Genomic DNA, 22853 nt, shown 5'->3' on the forward strand with positions numbered 1-22853 from the left:
TTGCGTTTAAGCCTTTTTGAATCGTCCTAATATCTTTTCAAGTAGTGAAAAGAGAATTTCATCCTTTGTTATAAAGAGGATAAGGGCATATGTTAATCCACACGTTATTATTACTAGGATAACTTGTAGTATTTGTCCAGATACGAGCATATCAATAACGAATGCTATCGGGACAAATGTTAGTGAATAAAATAGATATTTAAGTTTTTGTATATCGAATAAAGTATAGTTCACTTTTAATTTCTTTTTCACATAAATATATTCAAATGTGATTAAGAAACAATTCGCAATTGTTGTTGTGAAAATTGCGGTTGTTGGTGTAAGTACATGGAAGTATATTAGTGCAATATTGGATGCTAAGTTGATAAATCCGCAAATGAATAAAAATCGCACTAAAATGCTTTCTTTCTTTTTCACATAAATAATTTGATTCGATAAAATGGACTCAATACCGACTGTAATCATATAGAAAGCGAAAACAATTAATGTATTACCAGCCTCAGCAAATTGTTGTCCACCGTAAATAACAACAGCTCCATGAGCAATGAGCATTAAACCAATTGAGGCAGGGAATAGGGTAATGAAATATACTTTTGAAATTTTGTTTAATAATGATTCGTATTCCATTTCAGATGCGTTCCCTGATAAGTAAGACAGTCTTGGAACGGTTACTTGTACAACACTTAACATAAGTGTATTAATAATCATCATAATTTGAAAAGCCATTACGTAATATGCAACTTCTTCTTTTCCAACATATACTCCTAAAACCAGACGATCTAATTGAGTATATAAAATATTAGCATTTGAAAAAATCAAGACTAATAGTAACGGTTTTAAATGAGGAATAATCGTTAAGTCGGAAAAATCAAATTTCACTTGGCGTTTCACATATATAAAGCTAATAGAGTGGTTTAAAAATGTCGATAAGACTAATAAACCAGCAAATGTTTTGTAATCGTCGACCCCATGAATGAAAGAGAAAAGAAGTACGACATAGATTAATCGAACGATAACTGTTTTTTTAGTGATGAAGTCATAATTTTCATATGCTTCATTGAACCATTCCACATAAAACATATTAGATATAAAGTTAAAACCGAAAATAAGAAGAACAGGAAATAGACTTTCATGTCCGAATCCAATATAACTAAAGAGCACAAAGGCTGATAAAGCTAAAATACTAGTTGTGAAGTTAATTACATAGAGACTTGTAAATAACTTAGAAACTTTCTTTTTATCGTTTTTAATTAAGCTAATTTCACGTAAACCATATTGATATACACCAAATACGGCGAACACGAAGAAGTAATTGAAAAAAGTTTCAGCAAGGTTAACGGTTCCAATTGAATTTGCTCCTAATGTTCGATATGCGTAAGGACCAACTAAAATTGGAAGTATAATATTAAACGTGTTGAGCAGTATTTTATAAAAAATATTTGAAGCAATTGATTTCTGCATAATTTCACCTTTCCATTAAAATAATCCAGTTTCATTAAAATACTTGCTATGTCATAGTAAGTTTTTTTGCTAGAGTTAATTTTCTCAATATAATGAAGTGTAAGGTGTTTTCTACACTGTTTACAAATCCTTAAATTGTTTTGTTGACCACCCGTATAAGTGTACCCTACATAAACTTTGTAAAGCAACTGTTGATGGGATAGAAGCGTATTATAAAGTGAAACTTTAATCAGTGGGGTTTTGTTCATCCCGCATTGATTATCAGCCCTCACCAATCGGGCATTTACGGGCAGCGGGGCTCCTGCCTAACGTCTTTGCTCCAGCCGAATTTTAAGATGGGAGTTTACAGCCCGAAAATAGCGGGATAAATGAGATTTTATCAATTAGAAAAAGTTAATAGCGAGCGGGTATGTATAAAAATATTACATAATATGTGTGAAAAGGAGTAATGGTTGTATGAAGGTATGGAATTGTTTATAAAAAATGAGCGAATATGTGATAGCTATTCGCTCAGAAGATGTTTTAATGGTGGAGGTCTATATACTCCAAGGTTTACTTAAAGTTAAAACTTCAGCCATTTCCTTGCTTTTTACACGCCCTTTTTTTCTACTTTCTGCACGCTCAGAACCAGTTGTGTGTAGCCAATGTTCTTCTTCAGTTTCCGGTAGTACTTGTGGAACAGATGAAGGTTTTCCATCTTTTAATGCAACGAATGTAATGAAACATGTTGCAGCTATTCTACGTTCGCCTGCTAATAAATTCTCCGCAATTACTTTTACGAACACTTCCATCGAAGATTTTCCTGTATAACATACGAATGCTTCGTAACAAACAGAATCTGCTTGGTGAATGGGAGTTAAAAAATCAACAGAATCGATAGATGCTGTTACGCAATGTTTACGGCTATGTCTTGCAGCTGCAATTGAAGCAATACTATCAATTTCTGCTAATAATTTTCCTCCGAAAAGTGTTTGATGATTATTTAAATCATTCGGAAAAACACGTGTTGTTTTAATTGCTTTGGATTCTCGCATGAATTTCTTTTCCATATGGTCAGCCCCTATTTTCTGTTTTCAATCAGAATGACATGTATTGTAAGTGGAGTACAAAAATATTAAAAATCAATAGATATTTAATGAAGTAAAGAATTCCAGAAGAGGGTTAGTAAAACTTCTGTATTTGTATTCATGTAACTGAAAGAAAATTTATCACTATATAAAGTGTAGTGTAAAAGAGGATTCGCTTACATTGCAAGTGAAAAAATTCGGACCCTGTATTTGTCATAGAAATTCCCTATCAGCTGTGTACCTATTCATGATAGAATCGTTTTGTTATGAATGGAAATAGAGGTGCAATGGACATATGAATCATATACAAACAAATTTTTCGTCTTTTTTCAGTAAAATAATGATTGGTGCGATGCTCGCATTTTTTGTTTATAGTTGTTGGTCTGCGTTTGAAACAAGTAAACAATTTTTTGGCGACAGTACAACAAGTGTAACAATCGTATTGGTTATTTTTGTTATTCTCATGCTGTTAATGGCATCGATTTTACAGTATCGTTTTACAGATAAACAATTTCTTGTTTTTCTTATTAGTACATCTATAGTTGTGAGACTTAGTATGGTTTTATTTGTAGATGTTCCGATTATCGGTGATATGAACGCGATGTTTGAGTCTGCAAAGCAGATTGCAATTGGTAATAGCGTAGAGAATGTAGCGCAGTTACCTTTTATTATTTATGAATCAATTATTATTCGTGTATTTGGCGATACAGTATTCGCATTGCAGTTATTTAATGTTTTATTTTGCACAGGGACTGCATTTTTCATTTATCGTATTGCAGCAATGGTTTTTGGAGAAGAGTGCGGGCGTATTGCGTCTGTATTTTACGCTTTATATATTCCAAATATATTTATGAGTTCCTTATTAACATCAGAATCGCTCGCAATATTTTTATTTTATTTGGCTTGTTACATACTTTTATATAAAGGTTTAGATCATCCTTATATGTGGGTGCTTTCAGCAATTTTATTTGCATGTAGTAATATGATGTTTCCAATGGGGGTATTTCTTCCTATTTTTATTGCTGTATATGTGTTGTTAATTGAACTCTTTCAATCAGCAATGAAGCAAAAAGTACTATTAAAGATGATAGGGATACTGATTTTATTTTATAGTGCTCATTTTGGTGTGAGTTATGGAATTCAGACAATGGGAATGTCACAATATACGATTTCAAATGAGACGTATGTTCAATCTGTTTTAATTGGAAAAGAGAAAAATGAGGAAAAAACAACTAAGAATCAAAGCGTAACAGAGCATATTGATCAAAAGCTAAAAGAGATTGAAGAAGAAAGATTTAAACTTTTAAAGCCAGTAATTAATCAATTCTCAGATGAGGGAATACATTCTATTCTATTTAAATGTGAAAAACTTATATATATAGCGGTAACATTGTTTATGTCTATTGCTTTATTACACTTTCTTATTAAACAACAACAAAATGAAGGGTATATGTTGTTCTTATTGTTAATTAGCGGATACGTATTGTTAAGACTCTTCCAAGTAAATATGGCATATTACAATCTTATTGTGCCAGCATTGTTTATTTTGCAAAGCTTTGGTGTTTATATGAGCTATGTGTATTGTCAAAAAATATTCTTCAGAAAATAAAAAGAATCCACTTTGGATTCTTTTTTTATTGATGGATGGTGAGGATTAGCCGTCAGCAGAGATAAAGAATCTCTACTGACATAAGCTTCACTCTATCGGTTCAGTTCCAGTTGTAAACTATCAGCTGTTAGAGCCATTTTTGAGGAATCGTCTTGAATTCCTTTCATTACTTGTGAAATGGTTTCTAACTCATTCTCAATTTTTTTATTCTGTTCTTTCGAGTTAGACATGTCTTTCACAATTTCTTGGAAGTATTGATCTGTTGCAGACATACTATCCGTTCCTTCAGATACGAGGGAGCTAATTTGTTTCACAGAAGAAGAGACACGAATAATTTGTTCATTTGTTTTTTCAACGAGCTTTGTAACGTTGAATATAGATTCTTTCGTTTGCTCGGATAACTTTCGAATTTCTCCAGCTACAACAGAAAAGCCTTTGCCAAATTCCCCAGCACGTGCAGATTCAATCGCAGCATTTAGTGCGAGTAAATTTGTTTGCTCTGCAATGGATTTTACAATATCTATAATTTCGTTAATTTTGTTAGAAATATCGAGAAGTTCATGAGTATCTGTAATGATCGTTTCCATGTTCGTTTGAATGTATTCCATTCGTTTATTTTGCTGATTTAATTGTTCTTTCCCTTTATTCGCTTTTTCTTCTGATGTTGTAGCTAATGATGTACCTGTTTTGGCAATTTCTACAATAGTTTCAGATTTAGCGGTTAATTGTTGAATAGAAGAACTCGTTTTTTCAGATACAGATGCTAGTTCTGTTGCAATATGCGTAATGGTCATAGCTGTTATTTCTTTTTCTTTTTCAAGTTCTTTTTGCATTCTTTCATATTCAGATTCATAAGCTGCAAGAACGAGTTCTTGCTCAAGAGTGAATAATTTGTTTATAACATTTATGGAATAAGAAAAATCATCAATTGTTGTAATTTTCGTTTTTAAAATCTTCATGATAGAGCGGAATAATTCTTGATAAGCAGCTGTATACCACTTTCTATGTAACCCAATTTGTACATGCCTTTTTGCAATTCTAACGCGTTGGTCAATAAAATCTTCATGCATATCTCCGCTGAATAATTCTTTTATATGCGTTTTTAAAGTTTGCTTTAGTTTTGGAATAGAGCTATAACGTTCAATAACAGTAATTAAATTAGGCTGTTTTGTAATATTGGCATAGAATTTTTCCGTAATCCAATCAATTTCTTCATAAATAAAGGGCTGCAGTACCTTTACGGTTTGTAAATCTTCTTTTGAAATATGTAGCATGTCCATTTGAATTTTCAGTTCAGAATTAGTAGGCACGTTAAAAGTGATTTGTTGCTCCTTACTTAATTCAAGTATACTGGCGTTTGTTTTATTTGTATGTTTTTTAAAAACCCCGAGCATCGTTCTTCCCCCTGTGTATAAAGCGTTTTCATTTTTGTTTCTTATATAATTATATATTTTTATATACAATTACTCTACATTAGTGTGTAGAATAGTATATAAATTAAGAGAATTCTATGTAGAATTCTCTTAATGGCCTTTATTAATTTTAGCATGTGTTTTAAAGAAAACTGGGAAATGTACATTATATATTACAGTGACAACACGAATAATGAATGTTACTAATAAACAAACATAGAAAGCTAATACGTGTGCCCCCATTGCATATGTGATTAGGAAACTAATTGCTCCTAAGATAGAAGCGATTGCGTAAATCTCTTTTCGGAATACGTAGGGGATATCTTGAGCGCAAATGTCACGCAAAATACCGCCTCCAATACCTGTAATGACTCCCATTGAAACAACTAAAAATGAGGCGTCAACATGATGTGACATTGCCGCATTTGCACCAATAGCCGTAAAAACACCTAAGCCAACAGCATCAGAAAGCATGATAACGACTTGTAGTTTATTGATACGCTCAAAAAACATACAAGTAAATAATGCTGATAATACACTTACGAAAAAGTAAATGGGTTTAACAAATGCGACAGGAGGCAGGTTACCGATCATAATATCACGAATAATACCGCCGCCGAGAGCTGTAGCTACAGCTAAACAAAGGACACCGAATAAATCTAAATCTTTTTTTAAACCAACTAATGTACCAGAAATAGCAGCGGCGATAATGCCAAGAAACGTAAATATGTCGATTAATAACATTGCTGTAATCCCTTCCTCCTAAAGATGTTCCAGAGAAAAAATATACACTAAAGTTATGTAAATAACAATGCATTTTCGTTACATGTAGAAAAAAAGAAAGAATGAGGAAAGAAAGCGCTTGAAAATGCAAATATGCTTTTTTCTATAAGGTAAGATTGGGGAGAAATGTGAGACGTTTAATTAAAAAATATATGTTATAATAAATATTTGAGATAAGAAAAAAATATTAACTGTATAGATTGAAATTAGGTAATAGTTATGGAGGTTCTAGATGTTAAGCGAAAATAGTAAAAGTAATAAATTTGAAAATTTTCTACTAATCTTTATTTTGTTGCAACCGATTTTAGATTTACTTACAGCGTTCTGTATCATGGTTTTAAAAATTGATACGACCATTGGAGTTATTACACGCTTATTCGTTATGTTCCTAAGCGGGATATATATTTTAATTCAAACGAAGAAACAAGGAAATATAAAATATATATTGTATATAATATTAGTAGGAATAGTCTTCACCATCGGATTGGTAAATAACAAGCTTACAAAAAACCCTATGGTACTTACAGAAGAAATTAAGTTTATAGCAAAAGCTTTATATCCATTTGTTATGCTTACTTGTTATGTGTTTGTGTTTAAGTCTTTAAAAGAAAAAAGCCATTCAAAAATGCGCGACTATATTACGTATGCATCGTTAATTATAGGAGTAGTCATGGTAGCTTCGATTACTACTGGTACAGATTATAATAGTTATGAATGGGTAAAGTTAGGGTCACGCGGTTGGTTTTATGCAGGTAACGAACTAGGATCTATTTTAGCCATCATGTGTCCAATTGTTATTTTGTACTCAATTGAAAAAACAAAAAGTATAGGTAAAGCATACTATTGGATTCCTTCAATTTTAGTTGTTTACTCATTATTTGCAATTGGGACAAAGGTTGGCGTAGGAGCAATCTTTGGATCAATGGCTATAGCAGTTGTTATGTGCTTTATTCAAGCATTTACACAGCGTAAAGACGGAAAGAAACATGCCTATTTATTAAATGGTTTTCTTGCAATAACTGTATTTGTAGGCATATTGGCATATACACCTTTTTCACCATTTATGAAAAATATGGGATTCCATTTCCAATTGATTGAACAAGAACAGAGTGCGAAAAAGGAAGAGAAAAAGAAGGAGGAAGCTAAAGAGCACAAACCTCCTGTGACAGAGCAAGAAAAAGAGAAAGAGAAAGCAAAAGAGAAAGTAGCTGAGAAAAAAGAAGAAACGCAAGCACTTATCTTTAGTGGGCGTCAATTATTTGAACAGATGTATAAAGATTTCTATAATGAAGCCCCAATGTCTCAAAAATTATTAGGAATGGGTTATGCTGGTAACTATAAAGAACAGCCGAAATTAATTGAACGTGACTTCCATGATTGGTTCTATTCTTTCGGAATCATAGGGTTCATTTTACTTGTAATTCCATTCTTATACTTTGGTATTAAATTTATTGCATGTATATTTACTAAATTTAAACAAATATTCACAGTGAAATATGCAATGGTAATTGCAGCGATACTTCTCGGATTAGGTATCTCATTCATGGCTGGTCATATTTTAATTGCACCAGGAGTGAGTTTCTACTTAGTATTACTCATGGCATATTTAATAGTTGACTTGGAAATTGAATGATAGAAAAATAAAAGCTAGCATATGTTAGCTTTTATTTTGTTATAGTAAATAAAAAGAAAAAATGGGGGATGTAAGAAATGAAAGTGTTGCATATGAATGCTGGTGCAGAAGAAGGTGGGGGGAAAACACATATTATTTCACTTTTATCTCAATTTTCAAAGGAAGAAGTGGAATTAATGGTATTTGAAGAAGGTGCGATTGCTAGAGAGGCGAGAAACCTTGGTATTCAAGTGCATGTTTTTACCCAATCATCTCGGTACGACCTATCAATTCTTTCAAAAATAAAAGCATTTATTAATGAAAATCAATTTGACATTGTGCATACACATGGCGCACGAGCAAATTTCTATCTCTCCCTCTTGAAAAAAGGTATAAAAGCGAAATGGATAATGACTGTCCACAGTGATCCAACTTTGGATTTTATGAAGAGGGGATTAAAAGGATGGGTATTTACGAAGTTAAATTTACGTTCTTTCAGGAAGGTAGATTTGTTCTTTGCAATTACGGAGAACTTTAAGAGAAACATAATAAAACTAGGTGTACCAGAAGAGAAAATCTGTACGGTTTATAATGGAATTGAGTATGATAATACTCCGGCAAAACCGTATGATAAGAGTGAATTTGGCATCGATGAAGGAGTATTTACAGCCATTCAAGTAGCGCGTCTTCATCCTGTTAAAGGTCATGATATTTTATTTGAAGCGTTACAAAAAATTAAAATTCCAAATATAAAGGTGCTCTTGCTTGGTGATGGGCCCATAGAAGCAGAATTAAAAGAGATGGTAAAACAAAAGGGCTTAGAGGATAAGGTGATGTTTCTAGGTTTTCGTACAGATTCCAAAGAATTATATGCATCTGCACACATTAATTTGTTAACCTCTTATAGCGAAAGTTTCCCTCTCGTTTTATTGGAAGCGGCTAATCAACGCTTAACATCTATTGCAACAAATGTAGGTGATATGAAAAAGTTAATAGTTGATGATACGTATGGATGGATTGTACCAATTGGTGATGCAGACTCGTTAGCAAGCGCATTAGAGAATGCTTACGAAAAATGGTTGAATGGTGAATTAGAAGCGATGGGAAATCGTTTATATAATCATGCATCTACTCAGTTCTCGCTAAAAAATTTGTATGAAGATACTTATAATGCATATAAAAAACTTTTACTGAAATAGAGAGGATAGTTAATCATGGAAGTAAAAACGGTTGATATTCTAGGTGTTCCTTTTTCTACAATGACAATGGATGAAACAGTCCAATATTTGAAGGGGCAACTAGAATTGGAGCGAACGCATACTTTTCAGGTAGTAACAGCGAATCCTGAAATTGTTATGTGTGCAAAAAAGGATGAAGCATTCCATCAAACATTATTAAATACAGATTTAATTACACCTGATGGTATTGGAGTTGTAAAAGCAAGTGGTATGTTAGGTACACCTGTAAAGGAACGTGTAGCAGGTTTTGATTTAATGTGTAATTTATTTGCGAAGCTATCACAAGAGAATAAACCGGTATCTGTTTTCTTACTTGGTGCAAAACCACATGTTGTACAAGCTGCAGCAGATCATTTAACGAAGACGTATTCAGCAGTATCTATTGTGGGTATACAAGATGGGTATTTTAAACAAGAGGACGAAGAAAATATCATTTCTCGTATTCAAGAAGCAAAACCAGATCTATTACTTGTCGCACTTGGTTTCCCGAGACAAGAGAACTTTATCCAAACTAATAAGCATCGTTTAGAAACGAAAATGGCTGTTGGAGTAGGTGGAAGTTTAGACGTATGGGCTGGAGAGGTAAAACGTGCACCAAAATGGATTCAATCGATTCATTTAGAGTGGTTTTATAGATTGTGTAGCAATCCAACGCGCTGGCGTCGTCAGTTAGTATTAGCGGAATTTTTAAAAGAAGTTATGCGTTCGAAAAAGTAGCGGAATATCGCTACTTTTTTATTTGGCCATTTTTGATAAAATGCACCTTTAATCAGTGAGGTTTTGTTCACCTCCTACTGATTGTTAGTCTTCACCAATCGAACATTTACTGGCAGTCGATCTTCAATCTAACTCTTTTGCTCCAGGTGAATTTTGAGGCGGGATAAGTATTTTATTTTTTGGGAATGATGAAGGAGAATTTTTTACACAAAAGTATTTTACTTATGCAATTCACACATGTAAAATGATGTGTAAAGACAGCTGTGTAAGGAGGACTTCTTGTGGGCAAGGTGAAGGAAATTTCGAAGCGAAAGCTACTTGGTATAGCAGGGCTTGGATGGCTATTTGATGCAATGGATGTTGGTATGCTTTCATTTGTAATGGTAGCACTGCAAAAAGATTGGGGATTAAGTACGCAAGAAATGGGCTGGATAGGCAGCATTAATTCAATTGGTATGGCAGTCGGAGCGCTCGTTTTTGGAATACTATCAGATAAAATAGGGCGGAAATCAGTCTTTATTATTACATTATTACTATTTTCTATCGGTAGTGGTTTAACTGCTTTAACGACGACACTTGCGATGTTCCTTGTTTTACGATTTTTAATTGGTATGGGGCTTGGCGGAGAGCTTCCAGTTGCTTCTACATTAGTATCAGAGAGCGTTGAAGCACATGAACGTGGCAAAATAGTTGTGCTATTAGAAAGTTTTTGGGCAGGTGGATGGCTAATTGCAGCTCTTATCTCGTATTTTGTTATTCCGAAATATGGTTGGGAAGTTGCAATGGTATTGAGTGCGGTTCCAGCACTATATGCTTTATATTTAAGATGGAATTTACCGGATTCCCCGAGATTCCAAAAGGTTGAAAAAAGACCGTCCGTTATTGAAAATATAAAGGCAGTTTGGTCTGGGGAATATCGTAAGGCAACAATTATGTTATGGATTCTATGGTTTTGTGTTGTCTTTTCCTATTATGGGATGTTCCTTTGGTTACCTAGCGTAATGGTATTAAAAGGATTTAGTTTAATAAAAAGTTTCCAATACGTACTTATTATGACGTTAGCTCAATTGCCAGGGTATTTCACAGCTGCTTGGTTTATTGAACGTCTTGGTCGTAAGTTTGTTTTAGTTACGTATTTAATCGGTACAGCGTGCAGTGCTTACTTGTTTGGAGTGGCGGAGTCGTTAACAGTATTGATTGTAGCAGGCATGTTACTATCCTTCTTTAATTTAGGCGCTTGGGGTGCATTATACGCCTATACACCTGAACAGTATCCGACAGTTATTCGTGGTACAGGTGCAGGAATGGCAGCTGCATTCGGTCGTATTGGTGGTATTCTTGGGCCACTATTAGTAGGATATTTAGTTGCTTCACAGGCTTCACTATCATTAATATTTACGATTTTCTGTGGATCAATTTTAATTGGCGTGGTTGCTGTAATTGTACTTGGGCAAGAAACGAAGCAACGAGAATTAGTATAAGGTGAAACTTTAATCAGTGAGGGATCTATCCATTGCTAATTATTGGCCCGTACCAATTGTATTTTTGGGGGAACCGTGGTGGTTCCCTTTTTTCTGTTTTTTTAGATAAATAATGGTATAGTAAGAAAAAGGGAATGTTCCTTATAAAAGCGAATGTATACAACAGGACATACGGACAAAAGAATTAGGTGGTTGAAGAAATGAAAATTTTACTGATCATGGAAGAAGCAGAAGAGCGAAGAAGTTTAGCTGAAAAATTTACTGAAAATATAAGGAATGTAGAATGTTTTGAAGCGAATACGGGAACAGAATCATTATTTATTATGAAAAAGCATACTCCAGATTTTGTTTTTTTAAATTCAAAATTACTAGATGGAACTGGCTTTGAATATGCGAGTTTATTACGGGAAGTAAATTGTTATACGAAATTTATTTTTATGGGTGAAGATATAGAAGAGTCCATTACGGCATTTCGTTTTCAAGCATTATATTATTTACTACGCCCATTTCGCGAAGAAGATTTGCAATTCCTTTTATATAGAATGGGTAAAGAGCAAGGCGAGAAAGCAAAGAGCTATTTGCGAAAACTACCGATAGAAGGTCAAGAGGGGATTAGATATATTTTTCCTGAAGATATTGTATATGTAAGCAAAAATAAGGAAAACAAAACGGTTTCCATTTATACAACGAATAATCAGTATATTTCAACATATACACTTCAGGAGCTAGAGAATAAGCTAAATATATATGATTTTTTACGCGTGCATAAAAGTTATTTAATTAATATGTCATATGTACAAGAACTAAAACCTTATTATAATGGCACATATAATCTGTATTTAGATAAATATGATGAGCAACCGATTCCAGTTAGTCGTAATTATGTGAAACGACTTCGAAATAAAATTGAATTATAGCAGATAATGCGAATTTTTTAACATGATAAACTAAAAATCCTTCATGATAAGGAGGATTCAAATTAAATATTCAGAAAATTTAGTACAATCCCACTAAGCAATAGTATTGGGGGGATTGTATGTGAAAACATTGAAGTCGATTTTACTATGGGGAGTTATTGCAGCAGTAGGAGCAGGTGCTTTTGGTGTAATAGCTTTATCACAAGGTGAAACTATTAATGCCGTGTGGCTCCTAGTAGCTGCGGTATGTGTGTATGCAGTGGCTTATCGCTTTTATAGTAGATTTATAGCGAGAAAGGTATTCGGTTTAGATAATAATCGGCAAACGCCAGCCCATACATTAAACGATGGAAAAGATTATGTTCCGACAAATAAGTGGGTATTATTTGGGCACCATTTTGCAGCAATTGCTGGGGCAGGGCCTTTAGTAGGACCAATTTTGGCGGCACAAATGGGATATTTACCAGGGACAATATGGATTATTGTTGGGGTAGTTGTCGCTGGAGCTGTGCAAGATTTTGTCATTTTATTTGCTTCGATGAGACGGAATGGTAAATCTTTAGGAGAAATGATTAAAGATGAGATTGGTCCTGTTACAGGGCTTATTGCAATGATAGGTATTTTAGGCATTATGATTATTTTATTAGCGGTATTAGCATTAGTAGTAGTAAAGGCACTTGTCGGAAGTCCGTGGGGAATGTTTACGATAGCAGCAACGATTCCTATTGCTATTTTAATGGGAGTGTACATGCGCTACATTAGGCCTGGACGGGTTGGGGAAGGGTCAGTAATCGGAATTGTTCTACTTATACTGTCTCTTATTGGAGGACAGTATGTGGCGGAAAATCCAACGCTTGCAAATATGTTCACGTTTAGCGGTGAAACGATTGCTATTATGCTGATTGTATATGGATTTATCGCATCGGCATTACCAGTTTGGATGCTTTTAGCACCACGTGATTATTTAAGTACATTTTTAAAAGTCGGAACAATTGTTGGATTAGCAATCGGTATTTTAATTGTAGCACCAGATTTACAAATGCCAGCAGTTTCGAAATTTATCGATGGAACAGGTCCTGTTTTCCCTGGAAACTTATTCCCGTTCTTATTTATTACAATTGCTTGTGGTGCGGTGTCTGGCTTCCATGCTCTCGTTTCATCAGGTACGACGCCAAAAATGATTGAACAAGAGGGACACGCACAGCCAATCGGTTATGGAGCAATGTTAATGGAGTCATTTGTAGCGGCGATGGCGATGATTGCAGCTTGTGTATTAACGCCGGGAACTTATTTTGCGATTAATAGTCCCGCAGCACTTATTGGTACGGATGTCTCGCAGGCAGCTCAAGTTATTTCTTCATGGGGATTTGCTATTACACCAAATGAACTAAAAGATCTTGCTGTAAACGTTGGGGAGCAAACAATTTTATCACGTACAGGTGGTGCGCCAACGTTAGCGATAGGTATGGCATATATTTTCTCACAAGTAATAGGTGGAACGGCCATGATGGCATTTTGGTATCATTTTGCGATTCTCTTTGAAGCGCTATTCATCTTAACAACGATTGATGCTGGAACGCGTGTAGGCCGATTTATGATTCAAGATATTTTAGGGCATGTATATAAGCCATTTGCGAAAACGGATTCTACATTAGCGAATGTAATAGCTACAACGTTATGTGTATTAGGATGGGGTTATTTCTTATATCAAGGGGTAGTAGATCCGCTTGGTGGAATTAATACATTATGGCCACTGTTCGGTATTGCAAATCAAATGTTAGCAGGTATTGCATTATTACTTGGAACAACAATTTTGTTCAAAATGGGGAAAAAGGCATATGTTTGGGTGACGCTTATTCCAACTGTCGGATTGCTTATTGTAACGATGACGGCGGGTTATCAAAAGCTATTTCATGAAAATCCTAAAATAGGATTTCTATCCCACGCAAAGGTGTTTCAGGGAGCACTAGATGAGGGGAAAGTGTTAGCGCCAGCTAAAAATGTCGCTCAAATGAAACAAATTATTTTCAATGATTATATTGATGCGGCACTTTGCGGGATTTTTATGATAGTTGTAATCGCTGTATTAATTTCTGCAATTCGAATTTGGATTCAAGTATTAAGAAATAAGCCGATGCCGCTAAAAGAGGCACCATATATCCCTAGAGATGAAAGTGAGTCGAGGAACTATGCTTAAAAAATTGCGGCAAGTATGGGGACAAAGGAAACACTTTATTAGTTTACTTGTTGGGGTACCAAGCTATGAAACATATGTAGAGCACATGAAAAAGCATCATCCAGAAGAAGAAGTTGTATGTCAAAAACAATTTTTTGCAGAAGCGCAAGAAGCTAGATTTAATGCAAAGGGCGGAAAAATATCACGTTGTTGTTAATAAAAAAGGGACGAAATTTCGTCCCTTTTTTATTTTTTCTGTTTCACGTGGAACAGAAAAAATAAAAAGCTTTGGGAATTATAGGGATTTCGTATACAATAAAATAAGGAAAGGTATAGACGAAAAAGTAGGGAGATTATTTTATGTTAAGGGATTTATTTGTAAACACAACAATTATTCTTTCCTTTATCTTTATTGGAGGTCAGCTTTTAAGAGATAGACCGTTACAAGAAGGGTTATCTTTTTGGCAGAAATGTGTAGTAGGTACTCTTACTGGAATATTAAGTGTACTGTTGATGCATTTTGGTGTACATATTGAAGATATTATGTTGGATCTACGTTATCTAGCTGTTATTTTGGCAATTATAATTGGAGGTCCGATAGCTAGTAGTATAACAGTTACTATTATTTTAATTACCCGATTATTTTTTACCGAGTACTCTCTAGCCTCTGAATTGGCTTGTTATACGATTGTATTGATAGGTGTTGGAGTTATTTTCATTTGGCGGATGAACGCTTCTATCTTTACAAGGTGGATTTGGTTTAATGTATATAGTTTATCTATTTTAGCGGTGCCACTCTCTATTTTATTTAAGGATATATCTATAGTGGCATTATATTTAGTTTGTAGTAGTATAGCAGCATATATCACATTTATAAGCGCAAATTACGTATTGCAATCGAATGAGTTATTTCAAACGATGAAGCAGTATGCAACGATAGATGCATTGACAGGTTTAGGGAACGTAAGACAGTTTGATTTAGAAATGAATCGTCATATTGGTAGTAAGCGTATAAAAAATGATTCACTTTGTTTACTACTTATAGATATTGATCACTTTAAGTGTGTAAATGATACGTATGGGCATCCTGCAGGAGATGAAGTATTAAGACAAATAGGATGTATTTTACGAGAAGTTTCAGCGTTTCCAGATTTGGTCTTTCGAAAGGGTGGAGAGGAGTTCGCGCTTTTGATACCGCAGAAGGGGTTAGCTTATGGAATGCGTATGGGGGAACAAGTGCGCACAGCTGTTGAAAAACATTCATTCCAATTGTTAAATGGAACAAAGATAAAAATTACAGTTTCAGTAGGAATTTCAGTGTATGAAGAGTCACCAGAGCAATTTATTCAAGCTGCTGATGACGCGTTATATTACTCGAAAAGAAATGGTAGAAATCAGGTCAGTTCTGTATCTTAAAGATAAGATGACCGGAAGAGCTTATAAAAAACACCCACAGAGAGGGAATATATGAACTCTCTGTGGGTGTTTTCACTTATAGGTTAGACAAGTTCTTTTGATGCAACGAATTTACGATATGCACCGTGATGTGTTGGGCCTACGTATTCGTTGATCTTGAATGAATAACGGATAGCAGCTGTGATAAATTCTTTAGCAGTTTTTACTGCTTCTTTCACAGGCTTTCCTTTTGCAAGTTCTGCTGTAATTGCAGCAGAATATGTACAACCTGCGCCATGTGTATTTGTCGTATCGATTTTTTCTGATTCTAGAAGATCAAATGTTTCTCCATCATATAGGACGTCGATTGCAGTTTCCGTACCAAGTTTGCTACCACCTTTAATTAGGACGTATTTCGCACCTAAAGCGTGGATTTTCTTCGCTGCTTCTTTCATGTCCTCAAGAGAATTAATCTTTACGCCACTTAATTGGTAAGCTTCAAATAAGTTTGGTGTTACAACTAATGCTTTTGGAACAAGAACGTCACGTAAGCAATCATTCGTTTCAGGATGTAATGCTTCATCTGCACCTTTACATACCATAACAGGGTCAACCACTACATTTTTGAAATTATGTTTTTCGATTGTTTCTGCAACCATTTCAATAATTTCTACTGATCCAAGCATGCCTGTTTTTAAAGCATCTACTCCAACACCTTCAATTGTTGTTTCTAATTGTGGTTTTAATGTAGAAGCTGGGATTGGGAATACGTTATGTGCCCAACCGTTATGTGGATCCATCGTTACAATTGTCGTAAGAGATGTCATTCCGTATACACCAAGTTCTTGGAATGTTTTTAAATCTGCTTGTATACCAGCACCGCCACTTGTATCAGAACCAGCGATAGTAAGTGCTTTATTTAATGTCATTATGAAAGCCCCCTCAAGTGATATAATGAAAACTATGTTTTCACCATTATATCAATGTTACGAATAAGTACAAAGTGAAAAGTAGATGATTTACTTGAGAGGCGATTTAAAATCTTGTATGTGGGAGACTGAGGATGTTTCGAGATAACCGTACAAATGAATTAGTTATATTAAAAGAAATTGCAGAAACGCTAAATACATCAAATGATACATATCATGTATTGCAAGCAGTGTTAGAAAAATTGCTCAATGTAACAGGTTTAACGACAGGATGGATTTTTCTTGCGGATGAAAACGGGAAGTATACAAAGTTGATTGATTACCAGTTACCAGAGGCACTTACATATGAAAACAAACGCCCGATGTGTGAAGGTGAATGTTGGTGTTTACGTGGTTTTGTAGATGGAAAATTAGAGCGAGCAGTTAATATTATTGAATGTAAAAGAATTAATAATGCAATTGAATACAATTGGGGAGATACAGAGGGGATTCTTCATCATGCTACAGTTCCTTTAAAAGCTGGAGGAGAAAAATTTGGTGTTTTAAATGTAGCAAGCCCAGGTAAAACACATTTTTCAGAAGAAGAATTAGTATTGCTCCAATCGGTTGCCTTCCAAATTGGGACGGCTTTAAAGCGAACAAAATTATATGAAAACGAAAAGCGAAGGGCACATTATTATGTGAAATTGGAGCGTTTTATTCAAGCTTTAAAAACGATTCATAAGTTTAATGTATTACCTGAAAAGGTGGTAAATTACGTAGGTGAAGTATTTCAATGGAATCAAGTGGCATTTTTTATTAGGGAAGAAAAAGAATTATCTTTGCGAGCTTCTTATGGTCAGGGAGAGTTACAAGAGGGTGTAAAAGAAGCGGCAAAGAAGGCGTTAGAACAAGATGAGCCAGTTCTAGTAAAACATCTAAATGGAGCTGTTATTACTACGCCAATACATATTCAAAATCATATGTTTGGTGTTTTATGTGTTAGTTTAAATAATGGAGAATTTGATGTTAATACAATAGATGTAATTCAAGCATTATCGAACCATGTTTCATTAATAATAGAGAATTTAAGGTTAAACGAACAGCGCCGTGAACTCGTACGAATGGAAGAAAGAAACCGATTAGCGAGAGATTTACATGATTCTGTTTCGCAAAAATTATTTTCATTAACCTTTATGACAAAAGGTGCTGAAGCAGTTTTAAAAGGTCAAAATGAAAAGGTAGATCAATCTTTGCATGAGATGCGTGAACTAGCGCAAGGAGCTTTAAAGGAAATGAGAACATTAATTTGGCAGCTTCGTCCGGCAGGATTAGAAAAAGGCTTATTACCAGCTTTAAAGCAGTACGGTGAAAACTTGGGACTGAAAATTAGGGAACAAGTTACGGGTGTTCGTGATTTACCACGTGTAGTAGAAGAATCATTATGGCGCATTGGACAAGAAGCGCTAAACAATGTAAGTAAGCATGCGGGTGTAAAAGAAGCGACAGTTTACGTTAAAATAACTGAGAAAAATGTATCATTAGAAATAGTAGATCACGGTAATGGGTTTATAGAAAAGGACATACAAAAGAAGAAATCACTCGGCATGACTACGATGCGGGAAAGAGTAGAATTAGTTGGTGGAACAATTAAAATTGTAAGTGATAAGAAAAGAACAAGTGTAAAAGTAAACGTACCATTATGATGTGAAAATGAGGGAAGTTTGTGAAAATAAAAGTATTGTTAGTTGATGATCATACAGTCGTTTTAAAAGGGTTAGCATTTTTCTTAAGTACACAGGAAGATTTAGAATTAGTTGGAGAAGCAAATAATGGGAAAGAAGCATTAGTGAAAGTAGGGGAGACAAATCCTGATGTTGTACTAATGGATTTATATATGCCCGAAATGGATGGTGTTGAGGCGACGGCGTGTATCAAAAAAGAATATCCGGATGTGAAAGTAATTGTATTAACTAGTTTTTCTGATCAGGCGCATGTTTTACCAGCGTTAAGGGCGGGAGCGAGCGGCTATATTTTAAAAGATGTAGAACCGGATCAGCTTGTTGAAGCTATTCGAAGCGCATATAAAGGTAATATTCAATTACATCCGGATATAGCAAATGCCCTTCTCTCTCAAACATTACCTGTGGAAGAAAAAGAAGAAGAACCTTCTATTCAAGTGGATGTGCTAACAGCGAGAGAAAATGAAGTGTTGCAGCTATTAGCGAAAGGGATGAGTAATAAAGAAATAGCTTCTGTTTTAGTTATTACAGAAAAAACGGTAAAAGCGCATGTAAGTAGTATTTTGAGTAAATTAAACTTATCCGATCGCACGCAAGCAGCATTATATGCAGTGAGAAATGGGGTTGTATAAGACGAAAGTCGTAAGACCTAGTTCGCCTTTAGAAGGTGGACTTTTTTTATGGAAAAATACGTCTATGTGAGGACGAAATCGTCTTGATATAAAGATAAAATATGTTTGTAAGCAACAAAACAACAATTACAAGGGATACCTTTTTGAAAGCATATAACAACAAAAGAGTGAGTACTAGGAGGAAAAACAATGGCAACAGTTTTATTTGTAAAAGCAAACAACCGCCCAGCGGAACAAGCAGTTAGTGTGAAATTATATGAGGCATTTTTAGCAAATTACAAAGAAGCACATCCAAATGATACAGTAGTAGAACTTGATTTATATAAAGAAGAATTACCATACGTAGGCGTAGACATGATTAATGGTACATTCAAAGCAGGTAAAGGATTTGATTTAACAGAAGAAGAAGCAAAAGCAGTAGCAGTTGCTGATAAGTACTTAAATCAATTCCTAGAAGCTGATAAAGTTGTTTTCGGTTTCCCATTATGGAACTTAACGATTCCAGCAGTACTACACACATATATCGATTATTTAAACCGTGCTGGTAAAACGTTTAAATATACGCCAGAAGGTCCAGTTGGTCTAATTGGAGATAAGAAGATTGCATTATTAAACGCGCGCGGTGGTGTATATTCTGAAGGCCCAGCAGCTGCAGTAGAAATGGCTGTTAAATATGTAGCAAGCATGATGGGCTTCTTCGGTGCAACAAATATGGAAACAGTAGTTATTGAAGGGCATAATCAATTCCCGGATAAAGCAGAAGAGATTATTACAGCTGGTCTTGAAGAAGCAGCTAAAGTAGCAAGCAAATTTTAATTAAAAATAGAATCGTCACTCGAAAAAAGTAGCATTAACATGTAAACGTTAATGCTACTTTTTTTATATTTTAAGTTCGTCAGCCAGTGTTTCTAATTGAATTCGATCTTGTATGTAATAGATTCTTCCATCCTTTTTTAAATAATTTTGCTGGCAAAACTGGTTTAACACATATAAAAGATGACGGTAGCTGACATTTAAGTATTCTGAAGCCTCGGTATGTTTTTCGGTATAACTGTTACTTTGTTCTGTTAATAGAATAAAGGCTGCTAACCGGTTTTCGAACGGATAACTATTGTTTTTGGCGTAACTTTCTGTTCGGGTAATTGTTTTTTCGCCGATAAATTTGCATAGTTTCTGTAGAAAGATAGCATCTTGCAATAAAAGATGCTGGCAATCTTTAAGAGGAAGCGCTAAGCATATACAATCTTCAATTACTTCTACCGTTTTCGTAACGGATTCTACGCCAATTAGCCCTAATTCTCCAATGAACGAAGGTGCTTGAATAAAGTTAATTAAGGAGACCCTTCCGTTTTTGTGACTCATATATATTTTTGCCTTCCCGGAAATTAAGTAATAAAGATAAGGAACATCAACCCCTTCAGTACATATCTTTTCTTTCTTTTGAAAGGAATGTAGTTCAGCATACGGTAAGACATCAAAAGAAAAAAGAGTGTGGAAGTTGTAATTTTGTATGGAATGAGAGATTTCTTTGCTATTTTTGCTGACTTTCATATTTTCACCTCATGTTTAGTATGAGATATCTCCTATTATTTTTACAAGAAAGAATGATACGATTTATGTAAATTTGTTTTTGTAGAAAAGAGAGTGTGAGGGGCCTATGAAAAAATATAAAACACTATTATTTGATGTAGATGATACATTGTTAGATTTTCAGAAGGCAGAGAAAATGGCGTTACGTATGCTTTTTGAAGAGAAAGGGATTCCTCTAACTAGCGAGGTTGAAGTGCAGTATAAAACAATTAATAAAAGTCTTTGGGATGCTTTTGAAGAAGGTAAAATGAACCGTGATGAAGTTGTAAATACACGGTTTTCGATTTTGTTTAAAGAATACGGGGAAGAAGTAGATGGGATATTATTCGAAAATAATTATCGCAGTTACTTAGAAGAAGGGAATCAACTTATACAAGGCGCGTTTGAATTTATAAGTCAAATTCAAAGTGAGTACGATTTATATATAGTGACAAATGGTATTTCTAAGACGCAAGATAAACGTTTACGTAATGCAGGATTACATACCTTGTTTCAAGATGTTTTCGTTTCCGAAGATACAGGATTCCAAAAGCCGATGAAAGAGTATTTTGATTATGTTTTTGAACGAATTCCTAATTTTGCTCCTGAAGAAGGGCTCATTATTGGGGATTCGTTAAGCGCTGATATTAAAGGTGGATATGTAGCGGGAATTGACACTTGTTGGTTTAATCCAGAAAAGAAATCAAATAATAGCGAGATTGTGCCAACATATGAAGTACAAAATTTTGAAGAGTTATATGCAATATTGAAGCAGCGTGTGTAATGAAAATAGGCAGTGGAACTTTTGTCCCTACTGCCTATTTGTATTAGCTTGTAGTTTCGTTGTTTTTAGGAAGTGGAAATGCATTACCAATCGCTGCCGCTCCAAGCATCGGGAATAGTAAGTTGAGCGGGAAAAACATGAGCAATAGTAATGTTATAGCAATTGGTTTTCTTAATGCATAGCTTGAAATTGCTGTTGTTACGATGGCTACCGAAGCGATTGGATCTATAGGGATAATGGAAGCTATAGCATATCCGATACTAGATCCAGCAAATATAATCGGGAAAATATGCCCGCCACGCCAACCTGTATTTAAACAAACAGCAGTAATACATAATTTTAAAATCCCTGAAAGAAGTAGTACCCAGAAGGATAAATGGCTCCATTCAACGACTAAATCTTTTAATTGATGTTCTCCGGAGAATAACGTGTACGGGAGAAAAGTTCCTGTAATTCCTAATAAAATACCACCGATAATTCCAAGTGATAGTTTATATTCTTTTAAGGGATGGATTAATTTCTCTAATGTGAATTCTAATTTGAAATAAAAGAATCCAACTATAGCACCAATACTAGCAAGTGGTAGAAAGGCAATCCATTCATTAAGAGATAGGGAACCCTCCCCAAAATCAACGATAAAGGATCCACGATTATCGAATTTACTAAGTAATAAATAAACGGAAAAACCAGCGAAAGTGGTAGCTAAATATACAATTGCTTTTTTTCCTTTAGAAAATTCGTTAATTTGCTCACCCTCATTTTCATTTGGAGCTAAATAACCGAATAATGGCGCGTTAAAAATTACACTTAAAGTAGCACCGATTCCAACCTCTGTTAGTTCATTCATTCCTTTTAAGGCGAATGTAAAGCGATCGCCTACCCATGTACAAAGTCCACCGATAATTCCAACAAGTGCTGCTTCGGGACCTAAGCTAGCTCCAAATATTAAAACGATAATCGCAGTTAAAGTAGCTTTATGTACAAAACGGTATTCAATTCTACCTGTTTTTTTATATTCACCCATTACTTCCGGCATAAGACGTGGATATGTGCCGAAGTATTTTTGGGTTAAACCAACGAGAATCCCACCGATAGTTGTTACACAAATAGTGTAATAAGGGGGAGAAGAGAAAATAGTAGGTAAGTATCCCCAAATAAAGTGAATGCCGATATTTATTGTAACTAAAAATAACCAGACTGTTGCTCCTACTATAGAGCCTAAAAGAATGCCGTATAGGACGAGCATATAGTGCATGTCTTTTGTATTTGTCATGTGATACCTCCGTTATGTAAGTTTTAATGTCGAAAGGATTAAATATACTACTGCGAAATGAGATGAATATGTATAGT

The 22853-nt window shown here is 34.7% G+C and carries 20 protein-coding genes and 1 pseudogene; 13 read left to right on the plus strand and 8 right to left on the minus strand.

Features of this window, described 5'->3' with window-relative positions; all coding sequences use genetic code 11:
- Positions 1-6 precede the first annotated feature (6 nt).
- Together ACUN28_RS01945 and ACUN28_RS01950 are read right to left on the minus strand one after the other, a co-directional pair.
- A complete protein-coding gene (locus ACUN28_RS01945; RefSeq protein WP_016085384.1) occupies positions 7-1461 on the minus strand; it encodes an oligosaccharide flippase family protein in 1455 nt (484 codons plus the stop codon).
- Positions 1462-1997: 536 nt separating this feature from the next.
- Positions 1998-2510 (minus strand): acyl-CoA thioesterase, encoded by a 513-nt coding sequence (locus ACUN28_RS01950; protein ID WP_000412135.1) that lies wholly within the window; start codon positions 2508-2510, stop codon positions 1998-2000.
- A 313-nt stretch (positions 2511-2823) separates the two neighbouring features.
- Here ACUN28_RS01950 and ACUN28_RS01955 point away from each other — a divergent pair, with 313 nt between their 5' ends.
- Positions 2824-4137 (plus strand): ArnT family glycosyltransferase, encoded by a 1314-nt coding sequence (locus tag ACUN28_RS01955; RefSeq protein ID WP_016085385.1) that lies wholly within the window; start codon positions 2824-2826, stop codon positions 4135-4137.
- Between the two features lie 92 nt (positions 4138-4229).
- Here ACUN28_RS01955 and ACUN28_RS01960 read toward each other — a convergent pair whose 3' ends face one another.
- The 3 genes and pseudogenes from ACUN28_RS01960 to ACUN28_RS01970 form a co-directional block, all read right to left on the minus strand.
- The gene (locus ACUN28_RS01960; protein WP_431154533.1) at positions 4230-4970 is read right to left on the minus strand and encodes a methyl-accepting chemotaxis protein; all 741 of its coding nucleotides are present in this window, start codon (positions 4968-4970) and stop codon (positions 4230-4232) included.
- Positions 4971-5033: 63 nt separating this feature from the next.
- Positions 5034-5531 (minus strand): annotated as a pseudogene (locus tag ACUN28_RS01965) (protoglobin family protein); the annotation flags it as partial.
- 129 nt (positions 5532-5660) lie between these two features.
- Positions 5661-6293, minus strand: coding sequence for a trimeric intracellular cation channel family protein (locus ACUN28_RS01970; protein ID WP_000924376.1), 633 nt, complete (start codon positions 6291-6293; stop codon positions 5661-5663).
- Positions 6294-6564: 271 nt separating this feature from the next.
- Between ACUN28_RS01970 and ACUN28_RS01975 the strand changes: the two genes are divergently transcribed.
- From ACUN28_RS01975 to ACUN28_RS02010, 8 genes are all read left to right on the plus strand, one after another.
- Positions 6565-7965 carry an O-antigen ligase family protein gene (locus ACUN28_RS01975; protein ID WP_016085387.1) on the plus strand — a complete coding sequence of 467 codons (1401 nt, stop codon included), beginning with the start codon at positions 6565-6567 and terminating at the stop codon, positions 7963-7965.
- A gap of 77 nt (positions 7966-8042) precedes the next feature.
- Positions 8043-9143, plus strand: a complete 1101-nt coding sequence (locus ACUN28_RS01980) for a glycosyltransferase family 4 protein (RefSeq protein WP_016085388.1) — start codon at positions 8043-8045, stop codon at positions 9141-9143.
- A 15-nt stretch (positions 9144-9158) separates the two neighbouring features.
- A complete protein-coding gene (locus ACUN28_RS01985; protein ID WP_016085389.1) occupies positions 9159-9899 on the plus strand; it encodes a WecB/TagA/CpsF family glycosyltransferase in 741 nt (246 codons plus the stop codon).
- A gap of 281 nt (positions 9900-10180) precedes the next feature.
- Positions 10181-11380 carry an MFS transporter gene (locus tag ACUN28_RS01990; RefSeq protein WP_016085390.1) on the plus strand — a complete coding sequence of 400 codons (1200 nt, stop codon included), beginning with the start codon at positions 10181-10183 and terminating at the stop codon, positions 11378-11380.
- A gap of 200 nt (positions 11381-11580) precedes the next feature.
- Positions 11581-12297 (plus strand): LytR/AlgR family response regulator transcription factor, encoded by a 717-nt coding sequence (locus ACUN28_RS01995; protein WP_016085391.1) that lies wholly within the window; start codon positions 11581-11583, stop codon positions 12295-12297.
- Positions 12298-12418: 121 nt separating this feature from the next.
- Complete coding sequence (cstA, locus tag ACUN28_RS02000; protein WP_016085392.1) at positions 12419-14494, plus strand: carbon starvation protein CstA; 2076 nt, start codon at positions 12419-12421, stop codon at positions 14492-14494.
- Positions 14487-14690: a YbdD/YjiX family protein gene (locus ACUN28_RS02005; RefSeq protein WP_016085393.1), complete on the plus strand. Its 204-nt coding sequence runs from the start codon at positions 14487-14489 to the stop codon at positions 14688-14690. Before cstA ends, ACUN28_RS02005 begins: the two co-directional genes overlap by 8 nt.
- Positions 14691-14833: 143 nt before the next feature.
- Positions 14834-15889 (plus strand): diguanylate cyclase, encoded by a 1056-nt coding sequence (locus tag ACUN28_RS02010; protein WP_016085394.1) that lies wholly within the window; start codon positions 14834-14836, stop codon positions 15887-15889.
- 83 nt (positions 15890-15972) lie between these two features.
- On the opposite strand, the gene pdxK is transcribed toward ACUN28_RS02010, so the two are convergent.
- Positions 15973-16797 (minus strand): pyridoxine/pyridoxal/pyridoxamine kinase, encoded by an 825-nt coding sequence (gene pdxK, locus ACUN28_RS02015; protein ID WP_000174251.1) that lies wholly within the window; start codon positions 16795-16797, stop codon positions 15973-15975.
- Positions 16798-16931: 134 nt separating this feature from the next.
- Here pdxK and ACUN28_RS02020 point away from each other — a divergent pair, with 134 nt between their 5' ends.
- The 3 genes from ACUN28_RS02020 (at position 16932) to ACUN28_RS02030 (ending at position 19966) form a co-directional block, all read left to right on the plus strand.
- The gene (locus tag ACUN28_RS02020) at positions 16932-18482 is read left to right on the plus strand and encodes a GAF domain-containing sensor histidine kinase (protein WP_016085395.1); all 1551 of its coding nucleotides are present in this window, start codon (positions 16932-16934) and stop codon (positions 18480-18482) included.
- A 20-nt stretch (positions 18483-18502) separates the two neighbouring features.
- Positions 18503-19150: a response regulator gene (locus ACUN28_RS02025; RefSeq protein WP_016085396.1), complete on the plus strand. Its 648-nt coding sequence runs from the start codon at positions 18503-18505 to the stop codon at positions 19148-19150.
- A 189-nt stretch (positions 19151-19339) separates the two neighbouring features.
- On the plus strand, positions 19340-19966 hold the full coding sequence (locus ACUN28_RS02030) for an FMN-dependent NADH-azoreductase (protein ID WP_016085397.1): 627 nt from the start codon (positions 19340-19342) through the stop codon (positions 19964-19966).
- 63 nt (positions 19967-20029) lie between these two features.
- On the opposite strand, the gene ACUN28_RS02035 is transcribed toward ACUN28_RS02030, so the two are convergent.
- Positions 20030-20701 carry a transcriptional regulator YeiL gene (locus tag ACUN28_RS02035; protein WP_016085398.1) on the minus strand — a complete coding sequence of 224 codons (672 nt, stop codon included), beginning with the start codon at positions 20699-20701 and terminating at the stop codon, positions 20030-20032.
- A 106-nt stretch (positions 20702-20807) separates the two neighbouring features.
- On the opposite strand from ACUN28_RS02035, the gene ACUN28_RS02040 reads away from it, so the two are divergent.
- Positions 20808-21503 (plus strand): YjjG family noncanonical pyrimidine nucleotidase, encoded by a 696-nt coding sequence (locus tag ACUN28_RS02040; RefSeq protein ID WP_016085399.1) that lies wholly within the window; start codon positions 20808-20810, stop codon positions 21501-21503.
- 43 nt (positions 21504-21546) lie between these two features.
- Here the strand turns inward: ACUN28_RS02040 and ACUN28_RS02045 are convergent, their stop codons facing one another.
- Positions 21547-22776 carry a chloride channel protein gene (locus tag ACUN28_RS02045; RefSeq protein ID WP_016085400.1) on the minus strand — a complete coding sequence of 410 codons (1230 nt, stop codon included), beginning with the start codon at positions 22774-22776 and terminating at the stop codon, positions 21547-21549.
- Positions 22777-22853: the final 77 nt, after the last annotated feature.

The organism is Bacillus sp. WC2507, from assembly GCF_052656125.1.